Source organism: Micromonospora sp. CNB394, assembly GCF_000374985.1.
Lineage (GTDB): Bacteria > Actinomycetota > Actinomycetes > Mycobacteriales > Micromonosporaceae > Micromonospora > Micromonospora marina.
The window spans coordinates 1-20962 of the sequence record NZ_KB895855.1; the positions used below are offsets into that span (position 1 = coordinate 1).

Annotated in this window: 22 protein-coding genes and 1 pseudogene; 12 read left to right on the forward strand and 11 right to left on the reverse strand. The window is 74.0% G+C overall.

The genetic code is table 11. The features are described from left to right. A pseudogene (locus C569_RS33830) lies at positions 1-183 on the forward strand (IS110 family transposase); the annotation flags it as partial. A 143-nt stretch (positions 184-326) separates the two neighbouring features. Here C569_RS33830 and mshC read toward each other — a convergent pair. From mshC to C569_RS0124525, 4 genes are all read right to left on the reverse strand, one after another. Continuing rightward, positions 327-1565 carry a cysteine--1-D-myo-inosityl 2-amino-2-deoxy-alpha-D-glucopyranoside ligase gene (gene mshC / locus C569_RS0124510; protein ID WP_026268590.1) on the reverse strand — a complete coding sequence of 413 codons (1239 nt, stop codon included), beginning with the start codon at positions 1563-1565 and terminating at the stop codon, positions 327-329. Positions 1566-1632: 67 nt separating this feature from the next. Then, the gene (locus tag C569_RS0124515; RefSeq protein WP_018788386.1) at positions 1633-2451 is read right to left on the reverse strand and encodes an SCO1664 family protein; all 819 of its coding nucleotides are present in this window, start codon (positions 2449-2451) and stop codon (positions 1633-1635) included. After that, positions 2448-3029 carry a DUF3090 domain-containing protein gene (locus C569_RS0124520; protein WP_018788387.1) on the reverse strand — a complete coding sequence of 194 codons (582 nt, stop codon included), beginning with the start codon at positions 3027-3029 and terminating at the stop codon, positions 2448-2450. Before C569_RS0124520 ends, C569_RS0124515 begins: the two co-directional genes overlap by 4 nt. A gap of 87 nt (positions 3030-3116) precedes the next feature. Then, entirely contained in the window at positions 3117-3830 is a 714-nt protein-coding gene (locus tag C569_RS0124525; RefSeq protein ID WP_018788388.1) for a histidine phosphatase family protein, read from the reverse strand. A 667-nt stretch (positions 3831-4497) separates the two neighbouring features. Here C569_RS0124525 and C569_RS0124530 point away from each other — a divergent pair. Further along, positions 4498-5073: a hypothetical protein gene (locus C569_RS0124530; RefSeq protein WP_018788389.1), complete on the forward strand. Its 576-nt coding sequence runs from the start codon at positions 4498-4500 to the stop codon at positions 5071-5073. A gap of 62 nt (positions 5074-5135) precedes the next feature. Here the strand turns inward: C569_RS0124530 and C569_RS0124535 are convergent, their stop codons facing one another. Together C569_RS0124535 and C569_RS0124540 are read right to left on the reverse strand one after the other, a co-directional pair. Next, complete coding sequence (locus tag C569_RS0124535; RefSeq protein ID WP_018788390.1) at positions 5136-5972, reverse strand: undecaprenyl-diphosphate phosphatase; 837 nt, start codon at positions 5970-5972, stop codon at positions 5136-5138. Beyond that, the gene (locus tag C569_RS0124540) at positions 5969-7021 is read right to left on the reverse strand and encodes an LLM class F420-dependent oxidoreductase (protein ID WP_018788391.1); all 1053 of its coding nucleotides are present in this window, start codon (positions 7019-7021) and stop codon (positions 5969-5971) included. Before C569_RS0124540 ends, C569_RS0124535 begins: the two co-directional genes overlap by 4 nt. A 164-nt stretch (positions 7022-7185) precedes the next feature. Between C569_RS0124540 and C569_RS0124545 the strand changes: the two genes are divergently transcribed. Both C569_RS0124545 and C569_RS0124550 read left to right on the forward strand, forming a co-directional pair. Then, the gene (locus C569_RS0124545; protein WP_018788392.1) at positions 7186-8154 is read left to right on the forward strand and encodes an aldo/keto reductase; all 969 of its coding nucleotides are present in this window, start codon (positions 7186-7188) and stop codon (positions 8152-8154) included. A 70-nt stretch (positions 8155-8224) separates the two neighbouring features. Beyond that, complete coding sequence (locus tag C569_RS0124550; RefSeq protein WP_018788393.1) at positions 8225-8416, forward strand: DUF5703 family protein; 192 nt, start codon at positions 8225-8227, stop codon at positions 8414-8416. A 58-nt stretch (positions 8417-8474) separates the two neighbouring features. On the opposite strand, the gene C569_RS0124555 is transcribed toward C569_RS0124550, so the two are convergent. Together C569_RS0124555 and C569_RS0124560 are read right to left on the reverse strand one after the other, a co-directional pair. Then, complete coding sequence (locus tag C569_RS0124555) at positions 8475-9128, reverse strand: hypothetical protein (protein ID WP_018788394.1); 654 nt, start codon at positions 9126-9128, stop codon at positions 8475-8477. Between the two features lie 62 nt (positions 9129-9190). After that, positions 9191-10519, reverse strand: coding sequence for a M20/M25/M40 family metallo-hydrolase (locus C569_RS0124560; protein ID WP_018788395.1), 1329 nt, complete (start codon positions 10517-10519; stop codon positions 9191-9193). A 151-nt stretch (positions 10520-10670) separates the two neighbouring features. Here C569_RS0124560 and C569_RS0124565 point away from each other — a divergent pair, with 151 nt between their 5' ends. From C569_RS0124565 to C569_RS0124575, 3 genes are read left to right on the forward strand one after another with little or no spacing between them, the layout of a single operon-like run. Beyond that, entirely contained in the window at positions 10671-11288 is a 618-nt protein-coding gene (locus C569_RS0124565) for a hemerythrin domain-containing protein (protein ID WP_026268591.1), read from the forward strand. A gap of 47 nt (positions 11289-11335) precedes the next feature. Beyond that, positions 11336-12322, forward strand: coding sequence for a LysR family transcriptional regulator (locus C569_RS0124570; RefSeq protein WP_018788397.1), 987 nt, complete (start codon positions 11336-11338; stop codon positions 12320-12322). A 20-nt stretch (positions 12323-12342) separates the two neighbouring features. Then, positions 12343-12579 carry a hypothetical protein gene (locus C569_RS0124575; RefSeq protein ID WP_018788398.1) on the forward strand — a complete coding sequence of 79 codons (237 nt, stop codon included), beginning with the start codon at positions 12343-12345 and terminating at the stop codon, positions 12577-12579. A gap of 47 nt (positions 12580-12626) precedes the next feature. Here C569_RS0124575 and C569_RS0124580 read toward each other — a convergent pair whose 3' ends face one another. From C569_RS0124580 to C569_RS0124590, 3 genes are read right to left on the reverse strand one after another with little or no spacing between them, the layout of a single operon-like run. Beyond that, a complete protein-coding gene (locus tag C569_RS0124580) occupies positions 12627-12977 on the reverse strand; it encodes a DUF3140 domain-containing protein (protein WP_018788399.1) in 351 nt (116 codons plus the stop codon). Next, positions 12977-13144, reverse strand: a complete 168-nt coding sequence (locus C569_RS33835; RefSeq protein WP_018788400.1) for a hypothetical protein — start codon at positions 13142-13144, stop codon at positions 12977-12979. The genes C569_RS0124580 and C569_RS33835 overlap by 1 nt, the downstream gene beginning before the upstream one ends. Positions 13145-13200: 56 nt before the next feature. Beyond that, on the reverse strand, positions 13201-15750 hold the full coding sequence (locus C569_RS0124590; RefSeq protein WP_026268592.1) for an ATP-dependent Clp protease ATP-binding subunit: 2550 nt from the start codon (positions 15748-15750) through the stop codon (positions 13201-13203). A 111-nt stretch (positions 15751-15861) separates the two neighbouring features. Between C569_RS0124590 and C569_RS0124595 the strand changes: the two genes are divergently transcribed. The 5 genes from C569_RS0124595 to C569_RS0124615 all read left to right on the forward strand — a co-directional run bounded on the left by C569_RS0124595 (position 15862) and on the right by C569_RS0124615 (position 20895). Beyond that, on the forward strand, positions 15862-16239 hold the full coding sequence (locus C569_RS0124595; RefSeq protein ID WP_018788402.1) for a hypothetical protein: 378 nt from the start codon (positions 15862-15864) through the stop codon (positions 16237-16239). Between the two features lie 175 nt (positions 16240-16414). After that, the gene (locus C569_RS0124600) at positions 16415-16675 is read left to right on the forward strand and encodes a hypothetical protein (protein ID WP_013286060.1); all 261 of its coding nucleotides are present in this window, start codon (positions 16415-16417) and stop codon (positions 16673-16675) included. Positions 16676-16683: 8 nt separating this feature from the next. Next, positions 16684-17562 carry a hypothetical protein gene (locus C569_RS0124605; RefSeq protein ID WP_018788403.1) on the forward strand — a complete coding sequence of 293 codons (879 nt, stop codon included), beginning with the start codon at positions 16684-16686 and terminating at the stop codon, positions 17560-17562. Between the two features lie 34 nt (positions 17563-17596). Next, positions 17597-20227 (forward strand): FtsK/SpoIIIE domain-containing protein, encoded by a 2631-nt coding sequence (locus C569_RS0124610; RefSeq protein WP_018788404.1) that lies wholly within the window; start codon positions 17597-17599, stop codon positions 20225-20227. Continuing rightward, positions 20224-20895: a hypothetical protein gene (locus C569_RS0124615; protein ID WP_018788405.1), complete on the forward strand. Its 672-nt coding sequence runs from the start codon at positions 20224-20226 to the stop codon at positions 20893-20895. The genes C569_RS0124610 and C569_RS0124615 overlap by 4 nt, the downstream gene beginning before the upstream one ends. The last annotated feature ends 67 nt before the right edge of the window (positions 20896-20962 follow it).

Here is a 20962-nt window from a genome sequence, read left to right on the forward strand (position 1 = left end):
GTCGCCGTCGCCCGGTCCATCCTCGTGATCATCTGGCACCTACTCGCTGACCCGACGGCCCGCTACCACGACCTCGGCGCCGACTTCCACGACCGCCGGATCAACACCACCCGCAGGACCAACAGCCTCGTCCGACAACTCGAATCCCTCGGCCACACCGTCACCCTGCAACCCGCCACCTGACACCCCACACCCCAACCCCACCCGCGTCGACCCACCGACGCCGGGCCACCCCCGCGCGCCCAAAACCCACCGTGGTACAGGTCATTTACCGGTCAGATCGACGCGCGGAGAGGGCGGGAAGGGGCGGCGGGAAGCGGGCGGGACTAAAGGGCGATGCCGAGGAGGGCGTCGACCGTGTCGCGGAAGAGGGCGGGAGCGGTCTCGTCCTCGGTGACGCCGGTCAGGGTGCCGTCGGCCCAGCGGTCGGCCGCCGCCAGGGCACCCGCCGTGTCCAGGTCGTCGGCCAGGCGCTCGCGTACCTCGGCCAGCAACGCCTCCCCCGACGGCCCGGCCGGCGCGGCGGCGGCCCGCCGCCAGCGGCCCAGCCGCTCCTGCGCCTCGGTGAGCAGGTCGTCGGTCCAGGAGCGGTCGCTACGGTAGTGCCCGCTCATCAGCGCCAGCCGGACCGCCATCGGGTCCACCCTGTCGGCCCGCAGCCGGGACACGAAGACCAGGTTGCCCTGGGACTTCGACATCTTCTCGCCGTTCAGGCCGATCATGCCGGCGTGCACGTAGTGGTCGGCGAACGGCGCCTCGCCGGTCAGCCGCTCGGCGTGCGCGGCGGAGCACTCGTGGTGCGGGAAGATCAGGTCGTTGCCGCCGCCCTGCACGTCGATCCGGTCGCCGAGCAGGTTCAACGCGATGACAGTGCACTCGATGTGCCAGCCGGGACGGCCCGGGCCCAGGTCGCCGCCGGGCCACGACGGCTCGGCCTCGCGGGCGCCGCGCCACAGCAGCGGGTCGAGCGGGTCACGCTTGCCGGCGCGTTCCGGGTCGCCGCCGCGCTCGGCGAACAGCTCGATCATCTGCTCGCGGGACAGGTTCGACTCGTAGCCGAACCGGGGCGCGGTGGAGATGTCGAAGTAGACGTCACCTGTGCCGTCGTCGAGCCGGTACGCGGCACCGTCCTTGAGCAGCACCAGCACCTTCTCGGCGATGTCCGGGATCGACTCGACCGCGCCGACGTAGTGCGCCGGCGGGATCATCCGCAGCGCCTCCATGTCCTCGCGGAACAGCGCGGTCTCCCGCATGGCCAGGACCTTCCAGTCCTCGCCGTCGCGCTCGGCACGCTCCAGCAGCGGGTCGTCGATGTCGGTGACGTTCTGCACGTACCGCACGTCGAGGCCGGCGTCGCGCCACATCCGCTGCACCAGGTCGAACGTGATCATGGTGGCGGCGTGTCCGAGGTGCGTCGCGTCGTACGGGGTGATGCCGCAGACGTACATCGAGGCGGCGCCCCCGGGCCGGCTGGGGTGGGCGCCCTGCCGTGCCGAGTCGTACAACCTCAGCGACACGCCCTCACCGGGCAGCCGTGGCACCTCGTGTCCCGCCCAAGACTCCATGACCGCCAGCCTAACGATCCGTCAGTCGCTCGGATGCCGCCCTACGGGTGATCAACGCGACAGCGGCTCACATCGGCGGCCAGGGCATCGCCGGCCACTCCTGCGGCGGCAGCGGGAACCGGCCGCTCTCGCGCAGCCCCTCGACCCGTTCCGCCAGCGCAGCCAGTTCACCGATGCTCAGGTGCTCGGCCAGTTCCTCACCGAGCGGCCCGCCCAGCTGCCCGACCAGGCCGTCGAGCATCTCCACCGCGTCCGCCGGCAGCTCGCGGCCGGCCCAGCCCCACAGGACCGTCCGCAGCTTGTCCTCGACGTGGAAGCTCACGCCGTGGTCGACGCCGTAGATCCGGTCGTCCGGGCCGACGAGCACGTGCCCGCCCTTGCGGTCGGCATTGTTGAGCACCGCGTCGAGCACGACGAGCCGGGCCAGGCGGGGGTCGTCGGCGTGCGCCAGCGCGTACGCCGCCCCGTCGTCGTCGCGGGCCGCGGCCACCGGGAACCAGCGCGGCGGGATGTCCCGCGCCGGCACGAACCCGACGAGCGGCTCGGCGTCGTCCGGCTCGTCGATCCAGAGCTGGCACGAGCCCGGACCGAACGGGCCATCGCGCAGCACTGTGGGCGGCACCAGATCCCAGCCGGTGGCCCGGGACACCAGGTAGGCGGACACCTCACGGCCGGCGAGCGTGCCGTCCGGAAAGTCCCAGAGCGGGCGCTCGCCGCGGACCGGCTTGTAGACACAACGCGCGGTCACGTCCCCGAACGCGATCACCCCGCGCAGCGTGGTGTTGGAGGCGTCGACGAGCCGCCCCTCCAGGGTCAGCTCACCGTCGGCGAGCAGCCGCAGCGCCTCGGCGCCGTCCTGTCGGGGCTGCAGTTCCGACGAGGTCACCGGTGATAGCCGTTGTTCCGGGGGCAGAGGTGACCGGCCGGGTCGAGCGGCTGGCCGCACAGCGGGCAGGGCGGCCGGCCAGCGTTCACGACGCGCTTGGCCCGTTCGATGAACTCGCGGGTCGCCTCCGGGGTCAGCCGCACCCGGAGACGGTCGAGGTCGTCGTCCGGCTCGTCCGGGTCCTCGTCGGCGTCGTCGTCCGCGTCGCCCAGCTCGACCTCGACCTCCGCCTCACCGACGGCGATCGCCTCGATCACCACGGTCGCGGTGTCCACGTCGAAGGCCAGGCCCAGCGTGCCGACCCGGAACTCCTCGTCCACCGGCGTGTCGAGCGGCTCGTTGTCACCGGTCACGGTGGTCACCGGCTCCGGCAGCTTGACGCCGAAGCGGCGCTGCGCCTCGGCGAGCAGCTCCTCGAGTTTCTCGGCGAGCAACGACACCTGGACCTTCTCCAGCGACACGCTGACCAGCCGGCCGCCGCCGCGCGCCTGGAGGAAGAACGTGCGCTCCCCCGGCGGGCCGACCGTACCGGCGACGAACCGCTCCGGCGGCTCGAAGGCGTGCACCTGGTGCGTCATACCCACGACCCTATCCGGCGTGTGGAAGCACCGCGCAGCCCACCGACGCCGAATCCGCCCAGAGCGAACGCGCCGCGTACGCCCGGCTCACCCGGCCGCGCCCGCGCCCCCACCGACCGCCGCGTCGGACTCGGCCGCCCGCGCCGGGCGCCGGCGCCGCTTGCGCGGCGGCGGGACCAGCGCCGACAGGTCCCCGCCCGTGTCGTTGAGCCGGACCAGGAACGGCCGCAGCGGGGTGTAGCGGATCGCCGTCACCGACGCCGGGTCGGCCACGATCCGCTGGAACAGATCAAGGTGTACGCCGAGCGCGTCCGCCACGATCGCCTTGATCACGTCGCCGTGGCTGCACGCCAGCCAGACCGCCTCCGGCCCGTGCTCGGCGGTGATCCGCGCGTCCCACGCCCGTACCGCGGCGACCGCGCGCGCCGACATCGCCGCCATCGACTCCCCCTGCGGGAACGCGGCGGCGCTCGGGTGCTGCTGGACCACCGGCCAGAGCGGCTCCTTGGCCAGCTTCTTCAGCGACTGCCCCTCCCAGTCGCCGTACCCGCACTCGATCAATCCGTCGTCGACCACCGGCTCGGCGCCCGGCAGCGCCAGCTCCAGGGTCTGCCGGCAGCGGATGAGCGGGCTGGTCACCACCGCCGCCAGCGGCAGCCCGGCGAGGCGCCCGCCGACCGCCGTCGCCTGCGCCCGGCCGGTGTCGTCAAGCTCGACGGGTTGCCGCCCGGCCAGGCCGCCGTCGGCGTTCGCGGTGGTCCGGCCGTGTCGCAGAAGCAGAAGGGTCGCCACGCTGACCACCCTAGGCGGTACGCCCCCCGATGATCGTCCCGCCACGTCAGCCCAGCGCCTCCCCGCCCCCGCGCCGGCCCTCACCCTCCACCCGTCGCCGTCGATCATGAAGTTGGCTCGGACAAAACGGTCAGCTCACGCCGCCGACCTCATGATCGCCCAACACGGTGTCTGCCTCGCTCGCCTCGCGCGGCCGCCGGCAACATCATGATCGACGACTGCATCGGTCCTGCCGGAGGCGTCGATCATGAGGGGGCGGTGACGAACCGGACACAACGGGCCGTCAACGTCGTGATCGACGCGGCAGAGGGGTGGGCGGGTACGGCAGAGGGGTGGGCGGGACGGCGGTGGGGTGGGGTGTCGGGTTTCGGGGTGGTGGGGGACACCCGGGCGGCGGAATCGGTGCCGGTGGCGGGGCGTTATACCTGGTGTACGACCGCAACAGCACCCCGCGCCGGTGAAGGGCGGGCGGCAGGCGCCCGGGAATGATCCCCGGCCCGCGGTCGTTGCACATGTCTCCGGCACCGCCAGCCGGCCCCGCCGCCCCCGGGCGTGATGTGCGGGCCGCGTGAGCAGGACGCCGGACCCCCCGAGAGCTTTTCTGAGCGCCTGACGGTGCTCGCACCCGCACCGGCCCCCACCGGTACGGGCGTCGACCCCCGAATGGAGCATTCCGATGAACCCGATTCTGCGGAAGAGCGTGCTGGGTATCGCTGGTCTGGCTTTCACCGGTGGTGTGTTCGCCGGCCCGGTGGCCGCCCACGCGGCGGACACCACGCACGCCGCCAAGCCGGTGGCCGTGACGGTGCAGGGTGACAAGCTGATCCCGCACGGTGTACAGGGCGAGCAGTCGCGGATCGAGCTGGACGACGAGCAGACCGCGAACGTGAAGGCGATCATCGCGGCGACGAAGAAGGCCGGGATGGACGAGCGAGCCGCGGTGGTGTCGATCGCGACGGCGTTGCAGGAGTCGAAGCTGGAGAACCTCGGCCACCTGGGTGACCGTAACGACCACGACTCGCAGGGCCTGTTCCAGCAGCGCCCGTCCACCGGTTGGGGCACGGTGGAGCAGATCACCGACCCCGAATACTCCACCCTGGCGTTCCTGAAGGGTCTGAAGCAGGTCGACGGCTGGCAGGACATGCCCCTGACCAAGGCCGCCCAGACCGTCCAGGTGTCCGCCTACCCGGACCACTACGCCCAGTGGGAGCAGCAGGCCGCCGACCTGGTCGCCGAACACTGGAACAAGTAAGCGAGACAGGCCGGCACCCCGACGACGGGGTGCCGGCCTTTCACGCGTACCGGGAGGCAGCGTCAGGTGGCGCTGATCGTGCCGGTCGCCAGCAGGCAGATCACCAGGCTGCCCAGCGCCACCCGGTACAGCACGAAGACGTACAGCGTGTGGTGTGCGACGTAGCGCAGCAGCCACGCGATGGCCGCGTACCCGACGGCGAACGCGATGAGCGTCGCGATCACCATCTGCGCGATGCTCGGCGCGGCGGTGCCCGGCGCGGACGGCTCGAAGACGTCCGGGAGGCTGAACAGGCCGGAGATCACCACGGCAGGGATGGCCAGCAGGAACGAGTAACGGGCCGCGGTCTCCCGGGTCAGGTTGAGCAGCAGGCCCGCGGTCAGGGTGCCGCCCGACCGGGACACGCCGGGGACCAGCGCCGCGGCCTGGGCGAAGCCCATCACCACGCCGTCGCGCATCCGGAAGTTCTCCAGCGTACGGGTCTGCCGGCCCCAGTACTCGGCGAAGGCCAGCAGCACCGCGCCGATGATCAGCGTGCAGGAGATCAGCCACAGGTTCCGGCCGGCGGTGCGGATCTGGTCCTTGAAGATCAGCCCGAAGATGCCGATCGGGATGGTGCCGACGATGACGTACCAGCCCATCCGGTAGTCGAGGCTGGAACGCACCGAGCGGTCGACCAGGCCGACGAACCAGGTGCGGACGATCCGCCCGATGTCCTTGGCGAAGTAGATCAGGACGGCGGCCTCGGTGCCGAGCTGGGTCACCGCGGTGAACGAGGCGCCCGCGTCCCGGCCGAAGAAGACGGCCGACGTGATCCGCAGGTGCCCCGACGAGGACACCGGAAGGAACTCGGTCAGTCCCTGGACGAGCCCCAGGACGATGGCCTCGATCCAGGTCACTCGCCGACTCCGGACAGCTCCAGCGCCTCGGCGACGGTACGCAGGGTCTGCACCCCGCTCTCCCGGTCGGCGACGAACAACGACACCGACAGCGTGGTCACGCCCGCGGCGGCGTACTCCCGCATCCGCTCGGCGATGCGCTCCTTCGGGCCGAGCAGCGAGGTGCGGTCGATGAACTCCATCGGCACGGCGGCGGCCGCGTCGCGCTGCCGCTTGGCCAGGTAGAGGTCCTGCACCTCGCGGGCCGCGTCGCCGTAGCCCATCCGGGTGGCGAGCTGGTTGTAGAAGTTCTGTTTGCGACTGCCCATGCCGCCCATGTAGAGCGCGGCGTACCAGCGCACCAGTTCGGCGCAGGTGGCGATGTCGTCGCCGACCACCACCGGCACGGACGGCACCACGTCGAAGCCGGCCAGTTCCCTGCCCGCCGCCGCGCGGCCGGACCGCACCGAGGCGAGGTGCTCCTCGGCGAACTCCGGGGAGTAGAAGACGGCCAGCCAGCCGTCGGCGATCTCGCCGGCCAGCTCCAGGTTCTTCGGGCCGACGGCGGCCAGGTAGATCGGGATGTGCTCGCGCGGCGGGTGGAAGCCCAGCCGCAGCGCCTTGCCGGGGCCGTCGGGCAGCGGCAGCGTGTAGTGCTCGCCGTCGTACGCGACCTCCTTGCGGGCCACCGCCAGCTTGACGATGTCGACGTACTCCCGGGTGCGGGCCAGCGGCTTGGCGAACCGCACGCCGTGCCAGCCCTCGGAGACCTGCGGGCCGGACACGCCCAGGCCGAGCCGGAACCGGCCGCCGGAGAGCGTGTCGATGGTCGCGGCGGTCATCGCGGTCATCGCCGGGGTACGGGCCGGGATCTGCATGACCGCGGAGCCCACGTCGATGCGCTCCGTCTGCCCGGCGATCCAGGCCAGCATGCTCGGCGAGTCCGAGCCGTACGCCTCCGCGGCCCACACCACCGAGTAGCCGAGCCGGTCCGCCTCCTGGGCCAACGCCAGGTGGTCGAACGGCGTGCTCCACGCCGTTTGGTATCCGAGGTTGAGCCCGAGTCGCACTGATCCTCCCACCGTCCGCACCACAGGTCGCATCAGGTTACGCAATGAGCGTGGCACCCTCGACGTCCGGCTCGCCCCGAACATGTCACACCGGTTGAGGACGCGCGGGAAGTTGACTGCGGCGAGGATATCCGTGACGCCGGGTTCGAAATAAGGTTCACCCCATGCAACAGCGACCGCTCGGCCGAAGCGGGCTGGCGGTATCGCGGCTCGCGCTCGGCACCATGACCTGGGGACGGGACACCGACGCCGACGACGCGGCAGCCCAGCTGAAGAGTTACCTCGACGCGGGCGGGAACCTGGTCGACACCGCCGACGTGTACGCCGACGGCGACGCCGAGTCGGTGATCGGCTCGCTGCTGGGCAGCCTGGTGGACCGCGACGAGCTGCTGATCGCCACCAAGGCGGGCCTGCGGCCGGGCAGCCGCCGCCGGGACGGCTCGCGCGGGCACCTGCTGCGCACGCTGGACGCCTCGCTGCGCCGCCTGGGCACCGACCACGTCGACCTGTGGCAGGTGCACGGGTACGACCCGCACACCCCGCTGGAGGAGACGCTCTCGGCCCTGGACCACGCGGTGTCCAGCGGGAAGGCCCGCTACGTGGGGGTGTCGAACTTCTCCGGCTGGCAGACCGCCCGGGCCGCCGCCTGGCAGGCCGCGTGGCCGGGGCGCGCGCCGGTGGTCGCCGCGCAGGTGGAGTACTCGCTGCTGGAGCGCGGCGTGGAGCGGGAGGTGCTGCCCGCCTGCGCCGGGATGGGGCTGGGCGTGCTGCCCTGGTCGCCACTGGGCCGGGGCGTGCTCACCGGCAAGTACCGCAACGGCCGCCCGGCCGACTCGCGGGCGGTGTCGCCGCACTTCGAGCGTTTCGTCGCGACGTACCTGGAGCCGCGCTGCTCCAGCATCGTGGAGGCGGTCGCCATCGCGGCCGGCGGGCTCGGTGTGTCGCCGCTGGAGGTGGCGCTGGCCTGGGTCCGGGACCGGCCCGGCGTGACCGCGCCGATCCTGGGCGCCCGGACCGTCGGGCAGTTGCTCGGCGCGTTGCAGGTGGAGCGGATGACGCTGCCGGCGGAGATCGTCACGGCGCTGGACGACGTGTCGGCGGCGCCGGTGGGCTACCCGGAGCGCGACGGCTGAGCGGCGCGAGGGCGATCCGGGTCACCCGCCGGGGGTGGCGGAGGGCCCGCGACCTGGGCAGCATAGGGGCATGGACTACGAATACGCGCCGCTGCGGTTGCCCTCGAACGTCGATCGGCTGACCGCCACGGCGCAGCTGGCGATCCAGGCCGAGTTCTCCGGCTGGGAGCTGGCCCGGGTGCGGCTCTACCGGGACGGCACGCGGCAGGTGGTGCTGCGGCGCCGCCTGGCCAACCAGTCGCAGCCGGGCCTGTCGTACTGACACCGGGCCCGGTCCCCGGGGCCGCGCGACGCGGCGCCGCCCCGGAGACGCGTACGGCCTAGTGCGCGTGGTCGTGCTCCTCGTCGAGCTCCATGAACGGGTGCTCGTCGAGCCGGCCGACCAGCCGGTCGTCGGCGGCCGGCTGGAACGGGCCGACCGGGTCGTCGTCGTCGAACGACTCCAGGTCGACGGGGGTGCCGACCTCGCTGACCATCACCACACCGTCCAGCGGCTCCAGCTCCGGCACGTCGAGCGCGGACAGCGAGCCGTCGCCGCTCTGCAGCAGCTCCAGCACCGCCTCGCCGACCCCCTCCACCGGCGCCGGCTCGTCCTCCTCCGGGGTGCCCTCCCGGCGGGCCGCCTCGGCCGCGCGCAGCAGCGCGGCGACGCTCGGCACCCGGTAGTCACGTCGCTGCCGCACCGAGATGACCCGCGGGTGCGGGTCGGTGGGCTCGCCACCCTCGACGGCGCCGAAGCGCTCGTCGGCCTCGTCCGGGTCGATCGAGTCCACGTCCCAGGGCGTCACCTCGCCGAACGCGTCGAGCAGCTGCTCGTCGTAGGCGAACGAGGCGTTGTTCAACGCGACATACGCCTGCCAGACGGCGTCGTCGTCGATCCGGCCCTGGGCGGCCCGGACGGCGGCCAGGTGGGCGCGGGCCGCGTCGATCACCCGCTCGAGGGCGGCGTCCAGCTCACCGTGCTGGTCGGTCATGTGTGGCAGTCCCTTCGCGATGGGGGGGAGGTTCCGCGCCGGCGGCGCCGCGGCGGGCGCGGTCAGCAGGTACGGAGGAAGCGGTCCAGAACCCGCACGCCGAACTGTAGTCCGTCCAGCGGAACCCGCTCGTCGATGCCGTGGAACAGGCCGGAGAAATTGAGGTCGGCGGGCAGCCGCAGCGGCGCGAACCCGAAGCAGCGGATGCCGAGCTGGGAGAACGCCTTGGCGTCGGTGCCGCCGGAGAGCATGTACGGCACCGGGTGCGCGCCCGGATCCTCGGCGCGCAGTGCCTCGGACATCCGCGCCACCAGGTCGCCGTCGAACGTGGTCTCCAGGGCCGGCTGACGCTGGACGTACTCGATGGCGATGTCCGGCCCGACCAGCTCGCGTAGCTGCCGTTCCAGCTCCTCGCTCTGGCCCGGCAGGCTGCGGCAGTCGATGGTGGCGGTGGCCCGGCCGGGGATGACGTTGTCCTTGTAGCCGGCGGCGAGCCGGGTCGGGTTGGCGGTGTTGCGGATCGTCGCGCCGATGATGTTGGCGATCGGGCCGAGCTTGGCGATCGCGGTCTCCGGGTCGTCCGGGTCGATCTCGATGCCGAGCACGTCAACGACCTCGGCCAGGAACGCCCGTACGGTGTCGGTCATCACCACCGGGAAGCGGTGCCGGCCGATCCGGGCGACCGCCTCGGCGAGCGCGGTGACGGCGTTGTCGTCGTGCACCATCGAGCCGTGGCCGGGCCGGCCCCTGGCGTGCAGGCGCAGCCAGTCGATGCCCTTCTCGGCGGTCTCGATCAGGTAGAGGCGGCGCTGCTCGTCGACCGAGTAGGAGAAGCCGCCGACCTCGCCGATCGCCTCGGTGCAGCCGTCGAACAGGTCGCGGTGGCGCCGGGTGAGGAAGTGCGCGCCGTAGTCGCTGCCGGCCTCCTCGTCGGCGGTGAACGCGAGCACGACGTCGCGCCGGGGACGGACGCCGGTGCGCTGCCAGTCACGGACCACCGACAGCACCATCGCGTCGAAGTCCTTCATGTCGATCGCGCCGCGGCCCCACAGGTAGCCGTCGCGGATCTCGCCGGAGAACGGGTGCACCGACCACTCGTCCGGGTCGGCGGGCACCACGTCGAGGTGCCCGTGCACGAGCAGCGCGTCGCGGCCCGGCTCGGTGCCGGGGATGCGGGCGACCAGGTTGGCCCGGCCGGGCGCGGACTCGTGGATCTCGGCGTCGACGCCGACCTCGGCGAGTTTCTCCGCCACGTACTCGGCGGCCCGCCGTTCCCCCACGCTCGTGTCGTTGTCGCCGGTGTTCGTGGTGTCGATGCGCAGCAGGTCGCGGCAGAGGTCGACGACCTCGTCGGTGGCGTCGGGTCGGGCGGGGGCGGCGTCGCTCGTCATCGCTTCCTTATACCAGCAGGTATCGCTTCCTTATACCAGCAGGTGAGGTGGCCGGGGACCGGTGGTGCTCCGGCGGCGGTTTCGCGGGTCGTCCGGCCGGGTACCGCCGGACCGCCCGGACATCGACTCCGGCCGTCACGAGGAGGGCACCATGACCGTCCCCCTGCCGCCGCTGCCGCCCGCCGCCGACGACGCGTACCGGCCGGGTGGGCGCAGCGTCGCCGACCTCGTGGACACCGAGCACCGGGCGCTGCTGGGGCTGGCCGACCGGGTCACCGACCCGGCGCTGGACGCGGCCGGTCGGGGCGAGGTGCTCGACGTGCTGACCGCCGCGGTGTCCCGGCACCTGTCCGCGGAGGAGCAGTACCTGTTCCCGGCGGCCCGCGCCGCGATGCCGGACGCCGCCGAACTGGTGCAGCGGGAGATCGAGGCGGACGCCGGGCTGCTGACCGCGCTCAAGGAGCTGTCCGGCGCGGACGACCCGGCGGTCGCGGACGTGGCCGAGCGGGTACGGTGCCACGTCAGCCGTGTCGCGGCGCTGGTCACGCCGCTGCGGGAGGTGGCCAGCGACGCCGAGCTGATCCGGCTGGGCAACCGGTGGGAGATCGCGGAGGAGGCGGCGCCGACCCGCCCGCACCCCGGCACGCCGGCCACCCCGCCCTGGAACAAGATCGTCGAACCGGCCGTCGGGGTGCTCGACAAGGTGCGCGACGCGGTCACCGGGCGGCGTACCCGGCTGAGCGACCTGGAGCATCGCCGCGAGGGGTGAGCAGATCGACCCTTCCGCGTATCGATTCGTGGTCCTACCGTCACGGTATGGATCTGGAGCTGCGACACCTGCGTGTGGTCTGCGCGATCGCGGAGACGGGGAGCGTCACCAAGGCCGCCTCGGCGCTCGGCCTGGCCCAGCCGGCGCTGACCGCCCAGCTCCAGCGGATCGAACGGGCGCTGGGCGGGCCGTTGTTCGAACGGGACCGCCGCGGCGCCCGCCCCACCGCGCTGGGCGAGCTGGTGCTGGACCGGGCCCGGGTGCTGCTGCCGGCGATGAAGGGCCTGCGGGACGAGGCGGCCCGGATGGCCGGTGCGGGCGATCCGCTGCGCCGGTACCGCTTCGGCGGGGTGAACAGCCCGATCCTGGGCCGGCTGGTGCACCGGCTGGCCGCCGAGCGGCCGGACGCGCAGATCACCACGTACGGCTCGTGGTCGGTGGACGAGCTGGCGCAGATGGTGGCCGGTGGCCGCCTCGACTTCGCGCTGACCGGCGTGTGCGGCGACTCGACGCCGTCGGCGGGGTTCGGGCTGAGCTGGCGGGAGGTGGCGGTCGAGCCGATCTGCGTGCTGCTGCCGCAGACCCACCCGCTGGCCGGCCGCGCCGAGGTCGACCTGGTCGGCCTGCGGCGCGAGCGGTGGGTGGCCGCTCCGGGCGACGGCTGCTTCGGCGACTGCTTCGCCGCCGCCTGCGCCCGCTCGGGCTTCACCCCGAAGAAGGTGTACGAGGCGGACGTGCGGGCCGCGCTGGACCTGGTGGACGCGGGCGAGGCGGTGGCGTTGTGCCAGGCCACGTTCCGTCCGGTGGCCGGACTGGTCACCCGCCGGCTGGCCGGTACGCCGCTGCGCTGGCGGCTGCTGCTGGGCTGGCATCCGGACGTGCCGGCCGCGGCGGTGGCCGAGCCGGTGCTGTCGGCGGCGGTCGCGGCGTACACGGACGCGCTGGCGAACCATCCGGAATACCTGGGCTGGCTGCTGGCGCACCCGGAGTTCGGCGTGCAGCCCAACGGCTCGGGCGGGGTGCGAATCGCCTGAACCCGGGTATCACCGGCGACATGACTGATCTGTATCCGGCCGCCGACCAGCGGGAGCTGCTGCGCCAGGCGGCCACCACGCACACCACCGCCGCAGCCGAGGTGGAGGCGTTCCTGCGCCGGTTGCCGGAGACGCCGGGTCCGGCCGACGTGACCGAGTACGCCAACCTGCTCAGCCGCGAGGAACGCGCCCGGGCCGACCGGCAGGCCGCGGCGGACGCGGCCGGGCTGCGGCTGCCCAGCCTGGAGTCGGAGTAGCGGGCGGCGCCCGGGCGGGTGGTCCGCCCGGGCGCCGCCGCAGGGACTCAGCGTTCGACGAGCACGTCGTGCCCGAGGTCGAGCAGGGCGTGGCGCCACTCGTCGTCGGCGTTTCCCCGGCGTGGCCGCTGCGCGGTCAGCTCCCGGATCCGGCTGATCGCCTCCCGCATCACCTCGATGTCCTCCGGCGTGAGGTCCACCTTGCGCTTGCGCAGCACGGCGAGGATCTGCCGGCCGGGCTCGGGCAGGTCGAGGTCCGGGCCGGGCCCGAAGGCCTCCTCCCCCGAGCCGCGGGTCAGCAGCCACTGCCGCAGCGTCTCGGAGGGCACGTTCACCTCGGCGTGGAAGTCGTCCCAGATCACCTCGACCTCGGGGTCGAGTCGCGCCTCGCGTACCATCACGCCTCCTCTCCCGGCGGCGGCCCGGGTGCCGGCTCGCCCTCGTTCGGTGTGTGCTGCTGCAGGCCCTCCGGCGGCACCCGGACCCGGGACGGGTTCGCCGTCGGGGCCGCCTCGATCGGTCCGACGGCCCCCGTGTCGTCGCCGGATTCCTCGGGTTCGGTCATGTCCGCCCTCCGGTCCTTCGCTGACGGATTGGTCCGTCCCGGCCGGGACGGACCGGTCATCGGGGATGGGACGTGGTGGCCGGCGTGTAGCCCCGCTCACCGGCGGCGACGTCGAAGACGAGCTTGTCGTCGCGGGTGTCGACGGTGACCTTCTGCCCCGGTGAGACCTGGTGCTCCAGCAGCATCCGGGACAGCCGGTTGTCGACCTCGCGCTGGATCACCCGGCGCAGCGGGCGGGCACCGAACTCGGGTTGGTAGCCGTGCTCGGCGAGCCAGTCGACGCCAGCGGTGCTGAAGTCGACCTGGATGTCCTGGGCGTGCATGCGGCGGCGGGTCTCCTCCAGCAGCAGGCCGGTGATCTGGCGCAGCTGCTCGGCCTCCAGCCGCTGGAAGATGATCACCTCGTCGATGCGGTTGAGGAACTCCGGACGGAAGTTCTCCTGGAGGCGGCGCATCAGCCGCTCCCGCAGCTCGTCGCTCTCCTGCTCGCCGGGAGCGCCGGTGGCGAAGCCGACGGTGCGCTGGGTGCCGGTGATCAGCTCCGAGCCGAGGTTGCTGGTCATGATCAGGACGGTGTTCTTGAAGTTCACGGTCCGGCCCTGGCTGTCGGTGAGCCGCCCGTCGTCGAGCACCTGGAGCAGGATGTTGAACACGTCCGGGTGCGCCTTCTCGATCTCGTCCAGCAGCACCACCGCGTACGGGCGGCGGCGGACCGCCTCGGTGAGCTGACCGGCCTCCTCGTAGCCGACGTACCCGGGCGGGGCGCCGACCAGCCGGCTGACCGTGTGCCGCTCCTGGAACTCGCTCATGTCCACCCGGACCATCCGGTCCGCCTCGCCGAACAGCGCCTCGGCCAGCGCGCGGGCCAGCTCGGTCTTGCCGACACCGGTGGGGCCGAGGAACAGGAAGCTGCCCATCGGCCGGTTCGGGTCGGCCAGGCCGGTACGGGACCGGCGTACCGCCTCGGCGACGACGCTGACCGCGTCGTCCTGGCCGATCACCTTCTCGTGCAGGTGCCCCTCCAGGCGCAGCAGCCGGTCGCGTTCCTCCTCGGTGAGCTGGGTGACCGGGATGCCGGTGGCCCGGGAGACCACCTCGGCGATCTCCGTCGGCCCCACCTCGGGCACGTGGTTGGGGCCCTCGTCGCCACGGGCGCGGCGGACCTGGTCCTCCAGTTCGGCGAGCCGGTCACGCAGCGCGGAGGCCCGCTCGTACTGCTCGTCGGAGACCGCCTGCTCCTTGTCCCGCCGCGTCTCGTCGAGCTGCTGCTCCAGCTCGCGTACGTCCTCGGCGGGGGTACGGGTGCGCAGCCGCACCCGGGCGCCGGCCTGGTCGATCAGGTCGATCGCCTTGTCCGGCAGGAACCGGTCGGTGACGTACCGGTCGGACAGCTCACCGGCGGCGACAAGCGCCTCGTCGGTGAACCGGACCTGGTGGTGCGCCTCGTACCGGTCGCGCAGGCCGCGCAGGATCGAGATGGTGTCGTCGACCGTCGGCTCGGGCACCAGCACCGGCTGGAACCGCCGGGCCAGCGCGGCGTCCTTCTCGATGCTGCGCCGGTACTCGTCGAGCGTGGTCGCGCCGATCACCCGCAGCTCGCCGCGCGCCAGGGCGGGCTTGAGCATGTTCGACGCGTCCATGCCGCCCTCGCTGCCGGCGCCGCCCGCGCCGACCAGCGTGTGGATCTCGTCCAGGAAGATGATCAGCTCCTCGCGGTGGGCGCGGATCTCGTCGATCACCTTCTTCAGGCGCTCCTCGAAGTCACCCCGGTAGCGGGTGCCGGCGACCAGGCCGGACAGGTCGAGCTGGATGACCCGCTTGCCGATCAGCGTCTGCGGCACGTCGCCGTCGCAGATCCGCTCGGCCAGCCCCTCCACGATCGCGGTCTTGCCGACACCGGCCTCACCGATCAGCACCGGGTTGTTCTTGGTCCGCCGGGACAGGATCTCCACGGCCTGCTCGATCTCGTCGGCCCGGCCGATCACCGGGTCGATCTGGTCCATCCGGGCCAGCTCGGTGAGGTCCTGGCCGTACTGGTCGAGCGTCGGGGTGCCCCGGTCCGGGCGCGGGACGTTCGACGCGCCGCGCTCGGCGCTGGCCGCCTGCAACGACTCGGGCTGGATCCGGCCGGCGGCGAGCATCCGGCCGGCCGGCGACTCGGGGTTCAGCGGCAGCGCCATCAGGATGTGCTCGGGGCCGATGTAGTTGGCGCCCATCGCGCGGGACAGCTGGTGCGCGTCCAGCAGCGCCCGTTTCGCGGCCGGGGTCAGCGACAGGTTCGGCGGCACCTCGCCCCGCGACGCGCCCTCACCCGGCCCGCCCAGCGCGCCCAGCAGCGCCTCCGGGTCGGCGCCGGCCCGGCGGACCAGGTCGCGCAGCGGCTCGCGCTGCAACGCCGCCCAGAGCAGGTGGTCGGTGTCCAGGTCGTTGCTGTGCTTCTGGGCGGCACGGCGGGCCGCGTCGGCGAGCATCTCCCGGGCGTCGGCGGTCATCAGGCGCGTGATGTCGACCCGGTGCGCCGGCCGGCGTCCCCCCTCGCCCCGGCCGAAGTATCGGGCCAGGAACTCGTCCCAGGGGTCGTTGCCGAAGTCACCCGGTCCCATCATCTCGTCCTCCGCAGTCAGTCGGCACGACCGGCGCCCGGCACGCGCGGCACGGTCGGCGGTGGCTACCCGGCGGTCGGCGCGACAAACGCGACCGGATGGCAGGCTGGGGGCATGGAGAGCAGACCGCTGTTGATCGTGGACGGCGCGAACGTGGTGGGCTCGCGCCCGGACGGGTGGTGGCGGGACCGGGCCGGCGCGGCCGTCCGGCTGCGCGACGCGCTGGCGCCCGTCGGCGAGGCGGGCGTGCCGCCGGAGCTGCCGCCACCGGTGCAGGTGGTGCTGGTGGTGGAGGGCGCGGCCCGGCACGTGGCGCCCGCGCCCGGTGTGGAGGTGGTCTCCGCGCCCGGCTCCGGCGACGACACGATGGTCGAGCTGGTCGCCGCCGCGCCGGATCGGCGGCGGGTCGTGGTGACCGCCGACCGGGAACTGCGCGGGCGGGTGACCGCGCTCGGCGCGGAGGTACGCGGCCCGCGCTGGCTGGTCCGCTAGGTCACCCGGTCCCGCCGGCGGGACCGAGGCATCCGCCGACGGGACCAGCGGCGCGGTCTTCGCGCACGTCAGGGCCGGAACCGGACACCGGGGCCGCAACGCCGCGAGGGTGGATGTTCGCCCACCCGCCGCCATGGGTTGTAATGGAGATCTCTTCCGCCCCCAGGAGGTCCCCGTGGCGAGCGTCGCCGAGCTGAAGGCCGCCATCGATGTCGCTCTCCAGCAGATCGGTGACGGCCAGACAGCGGTGCAGGCAGCCGGCGAGAAGCTGGCCGAGGCACAGCAGACGCTGGCCGGCGCGCTGGAGGGCAGCGGCCACGAGACGGTCGAGGCGGCCCAGGCCTCGCTGACACAGGCCGGCCAGGAACTGGAGGAGTGTCTGGCCGCGACACTGGTCGCGGTGGAGCAGGCACAGCTCTACGTCGCGACGCTCTGAGGCCGGCCGTGTCCATCGTCGAGGACATCGGCGCGCAGGTGCGCGCCGCCGCCGAGGAACTGCCCCTCGCCCAGCTCGCCGCCGCGCTGGAGAAGCTCGGCCAGGCGCAGGAGCGGCTGCGTTGGGTGCGCCAGGAGTCGTCCGACCCGATGGGGGTGCCGGAACTGTCCTCGGCCACCGAGCACGCCGAGACCGCCGGCTACGCGCTGCGCGTGGCGCAGGAGCAGCTCACCGCGTACCTGGCCGCGATCGGGCTGGCCGCCGACGGCGCGCGGCCGGCGCCGCCGGACGAACGACCGCCCCGGCACGACACGCCACGCGGCGAGGAACCACCGGCGGCCGGCCCGGCCGCCGAGCCGGGCGAGCAGCCGGCGGTGCGCCGCTGGTGGGCGGTGCGGGTGGCGGAGCTGACCGGCGGCCGGGAGGGCGCGCCGGACGAGCCGGACGAGCGCGTCGGGGACGCCCACGAGCTGCTGCGCCGGGTGGTCGCCGGGATCCGCTCCGGCGACCGGGACCGGCTGCACCGCGAGCTGCGCCGGGCGCACGCCGACGTGGGGCTGGGGCTGGCCGCGATCACCCCGCCGCTGCTGCGCGAGCTGGCCGGTGAGCTGCTCGGTCATCCGCCCCGCGCGGACGACCTGCCCCGGCTGCGCGGCGCGCTGGACTCCCGGGTCCGCGACCTGCTGCCCGGGCTGCCGCGCCCGGTGCTGGACACGCTGCTGACCCGGGTGTGCCGGATGCCCCCGCCGCGCCGCGACGACGACGCGGAGCAGCCGCACGCGGCCGACCCGGCGGTCACCGCGGGCGTGCTCACCGGCGTGCTGCTCGACCGGCTCGGCCGGGACCTGCCCAAGGACACCGACGATCGGGAGTCGTCCCGTGGCTGACGTCCGCGTTCGACTGGTGACGCGGGTCCGGGGGATGCTCTCCGAGGCCCTGGGCGCCACCCGTACCCGGCTCACCGCCGCCGAGGCCGAGCTGGCCGCCGGGCGGGACCGGCTGGACCGTACCCGAAGGGCCGCCGCCGCCGTGCCCGCCCGGGTAGGCGCCGCCCGCGACCGGCGCCTGGCCGAGATCGACGCCCGGCACACCACCCGCCTCACCGAGCTGGCCCGCCGGGCCGCCACCGCGGCACAGCGGGAGGCGCCGGGCGCGGCGTCCGCGCCCTGGGACCGCTGGCAGGTTACGCCCGCCGGCCGGTCCGAGCCGCCCGGCGCGTTGCGCGTCGGCACGGTACGCCTCGACGGCGCCGAACCGGTGCCGGCGCTGGTTCCGCTCCTGGACGCCGGGCACGCGCACCTGGCCGGCGGCGACCGGGACGGGCTCGCCGCCGTGGTACCCGCGCTGCTGCTGCGCTCGGTCGGCCGGGCCGACCCGGGCGCGGTGCGGCTGCACGGGTACGACCCGGAACACCTGGGCGGCGGCCTGGCCGGGTTCGCGCCGCTCGGCACGGCCGGGCTGCTCACGTTCGTCGGACCGGGCGGACTTGGCCGGCTGCTCGACGACCTGGTGGAGCAGATCCGCCGGATCAACGCCACTGTGCTCGCCGGTGAGTACGGCTCACTGCGTGAGCTGGCCGCCGCCACCGGACGCCGCCCGGAGCCGTGGCGGGTGGCGGTGCTGCTCGGCGGCGACGAGCTGTCCCGGCACGAACGCGGCCAGCTCGACCGGGTGGTCCGCACCGGAGCGGCCTGCGGCGTGCACCTGGTGGTGCGCGGCGTCGACCTGCCCGACGACCCGACCGTCACCCGGATCACCGTGGAGCGCGACGACGCCCGGGTGGCCGGGCTGCCGGTGGTGCTCGACGCGCCGCCGCCGCCCGCGCTGGTCACCGAGACGTGCCGTACCGTCGCCTCCCGGGTGGCCGCCGGCCCGCCGCCGACGCCGTTCACCGACCTGCTCCCGCCGCCGCAGGAGTACTGGCGGGAGGACTCGGCGCACGGGCTCAGCGCGCCGGTCGGCGAGGGCCCGCACGGGCGGCAGGTGCTGCTCACGCTCGGCGACTACCCGCCGCACGCGTTGATCGGCGGCCCGTCCGGCACCGGCAAGACGAACCTGATCTTCGCCTGGATCGGTGCGCTCGCCGCCCGCTACTCCCCCGCCGAGCTGGAGTTCTATCTGCTGGACTTCAAGGAGGGCGTGTCGTTCGCCCGGTTCGCGCAGGGCCGGCGCGACCCGAGCTGGCTGCCGCACATGCGGCTGGTCGGCATCAACGTCAACACCGACCGGGAGTTCGGGCTGGCGCTGCTGCGCTTCCTCGCCGAGGAGCTGCGCCGCCGCGCCGACGCGGCGAAGAAGCACGAGGTCACCAAGCTGGCCGAGCTGCGCGCGGTGGACCCGGACGGGCACTGGCCGCGCATCGTGGCGGTGGTCGACGAGTTCCAGGCGCTGCTCGCCGGCCGGGACGTGGTCGCCCGGGAGGCCGCCGACCTGCTGGAGGACCTGGCCCGGCGGGGCCGGTCGCAGGGCATCCACCTGGTGCTGGCCTCGCAGGACGTGCGCGGTATCGAGGCGCTGTGGGGGCGGCCCGCGCTCGTCGCCCAGTTCACGCTGCGGATCGCGCTGCCGAAGGCGCTGCGCATCCTGGCCGAGCGCAACGACGCGGCGCAGTCGCTGCCCCGCCACCACGCGGTGATCAACGCCGAGTCGGGCCTGGCCGAGGGGAACGAGGTGGCCCGGATCCCGTCGGCGAGCGACTGGGAGACGTGGAGCGAGCTTCAGCACCGGCTGTGGCGGATGCGCCCGCAGGACGCCGCGCCGGCCCGGCTGTTCGACGGCGACGCGATCCCGGGCCTGGCCGACGCGCCGGACTTCCGGGCGCTGACCGCGCCGGAGCAGGGCGTGCCGCGCAGCCCGGTGGCGCTGCTCGGCGAGATCATCGACGTGCAGGCCCGCTCGGCGGCGCTGCGGCTGCCCCGCGCTCCCGGCCGCAACCTGGCCGTGCTGGGCACCCGGGTGGACGAGGCGTGCGCGGTGCTCGACGCCGCCGCCCGGTCGCTGGCCCGGCAGTACCGGCCCGGCACCGCCCGGTTCTCCATCGCCTGCCTGGACCCGGACGCCGACCCGGCCGCCCGCGCCCTGTACGAGGACCTGGCCGGCGACGCCTCCTGGTACGACGAGGAGACGGTGCCGGAGCTGATGGCCGAGGCGGGTGACGGACTCGGTGCGCCGGGTGCGGCGCGTACCCCGCACTTCCTGCTGCTGTACGCGGTGGACGCGGCCGCCGCGGCGCTGGCCGGCAAGGCCGGTACGCGCACCGGGCTGGAGCAGTTGCGCCGGATCCTGCACGACGGGCCGGAACGGCGTACCCACGTGCTGGCGTGGTGGCGCGGGGTGGCCCGGATGCGCGTCGACCTGGGCGGCGCGGGCGCGCGCACCGACCAGATCGGCGCCTGGGTGGCGCTGGACGTGCAGGGCGGTGAGCTGGGCTCGTCGCTCTATCCGGGCAGCGGCGGGCCGGACTGGTATCCCCGGCCGTGGCGCGGTCTCTACTTCGACCGGGCGGTGCACCGCACCGGACAGGTGATCATCCCTTATGGTCCGTCCCGATGAACGAACCGGTTGCCAGTGAGACGTACGACGCGCAGATCCGCCGGCTCGCCGAGCTGACCGCCCGGGTGTCCGCCCAGCGGGCCGAGGCGCACACCTGGTACGCCCAGCAGGTGGCCGCCGCCGACCGGGCGGTCGCCGAGGCCACCGAGCAGGTGCGGCAGGCCGAGGCGGAGGTGGCCGAGGCGTATCGGCTGGTGGAACGCGTCGACGGCGAGGTCACGCACCTGTGGGCGCAGCTGCGGGCCCGGCTCGGCACGGGCGCCCGGCGGCTGGGTGACCCGCCCGGCCCGGTGCACGGCACCGCCGGTGACCCGGTGCCGCTGCTGCGAACGGTCCGGGAGCTGCTGGAGCGCACCGGTGCGCCGGGCGAGCTGCCCGGCTCGGTGAACCCGCTGCTGGTCGCGTGCGGCATCGGCGGGGCGCTGGTGGCGTACGCGCTGGGGGTGGGGGCGCGGGCGCTCGCCGCCGGTTCCAGCGGTGACCTGGCGGTGGGCCTGCCGGTGCTGGCCCTGGTGGTGACGCTGCTCGGCCCGGTGATCGGGCTGGTGCCGGCCCGGCTGCTGGCCGACCGCCGCCACGCGGTCCTGACCCCGCGCCCGATGATCCTGGTGGCCGCCTCCGGCCTGGTCACGACCCTGCTCCTGCTGACGGTGACCTACACCCGCTGACCCGCCCGCCGGCTCCCCCCGGCGCCGATCGTGAGGTCGGCGGCCCACAGCCGGTCGGCCCCACGGT

What these genes read in the sequence shown, in the direction of transcription:
- mshC (WP_026268590.1), bottom strand. Translation starts at nt 1,565, where the DNA reads ATGGAGTCTTGGGCGGGACACGAGGTGCCACGGCTGCCCGGTGAGGGC.
- C569_RS0124520 (WP_018788387.1), bottom strand. Translation starts at nt 3,029, where the DNA reads ATGACGCACCAGGTGCACGCCTTCGAGCCGCCGGAGCGGTTCGTCGCC.
- C569_RS0124530 (WP_018788389.1), top strand. Translation starts at nt 4,498, where the DNA reads ATGAACCCGATTCTGCGGAAGAGCGTGCTGGGTATCGCTGGTCTGGCT.
- C569_RS0124545 (WP_018788392.1), top strand. Translation starts at nt 7,186, where the DNA reads ATGCAACAGCGACCGCTCGGCCGAAGCGGGCTGGCGGTATCGCGGCTC.
- C569_RS0124550 (WP_018788393.1), top strand. Translation starts at nt 8,225, where the DNA reads ATGGACTACGAATACGCGCCGCTGCGGTTGCCCTCGAACGTCGATCGG.
- C569_RS0124555 (WP_018788394.1), bottom strand. Translation starts at nt 9,128, where the DNA reads ATGACCGACCAGCACGGTGAGCTGGACGCCGCCCTCGAGCGGGTGATC.
- C569_RS0124560 (WP_018788395.1), bottom strand. Translation starts at nt 10,519, where the DNA reads ATGACGAGCGACGCCGCCCCCGCCCGACCCGACGCCACCGACGAGGTC.
- C569_RS0124565 (WP_026268591.1), top strand. Translation starts at nt 10,671, where the DNA reads ATGACCGTCCCCCTGCCGCCGCTGCCGCCCGCCGCCGACGACGCGTAC.
- C569_RS0124570 (WP_018788397.1), top strand. Translation starts at nt 11,336, where the DNA reads ATGGATCTGGAGCTGCGACACCTGCGTGTGGTCTGCGCGATCGCGGAG.
- C569_RS0124575 (WP_018788398.1), top strand. Translation starts at nt 12,343, where the DNA reads ATGACTGATCTGTATCCGGCCGCCGACCAGCGGGAGCTGCTGCGCCAG.
- C569_RS0124580 (WP_018788399.1), bottom strand. Translation starts at nt 12,977, where the DNA reads ATGGTACGCGAGGCGCGACTCGACCCCGAGGTCGAGGTGATCTGGGAC.
- C569_RS33835 (WP_018788400.1), bottom strand. Translation starts at nt 13,144, where the DNA reads ATGACCGAACCCGAGGAATCCGGCGACGACACGGGGGCCGTCGGACCG.
- C569_RS0124590 (WP_026268592.1), bottom strand. Translation starts at nt 15,750, where the DNA reads ATGATGGGACCGGGTGACTTCGGCAACGACCCCTGGGACGAGTTCCTG.
- C569_RS0124595 (WP_018788402.1), top strand. Translation starts at nt 15,862, where the DNA reads ATGGAGAGCAGACCGCTGTTGATCGTGGACGGCGCGAACGTGGTGGGC.
- C569_RS0124610 (WP_018788404.1), top strand. Translation starts at nt 17,597, where the DNA reads ATGCTCTCCGAGGCCCTGGGCGCCACCCGTACCCGGCTCACCGCCGCC.
- C569_RS0124615 (WP_018788405.1), top strand. Translation starts at nt 20,224, where the DNA reads ATGAACGAACCGGTTGCCAGTGAGACGTACGACGCGCAGATCCGCCGG.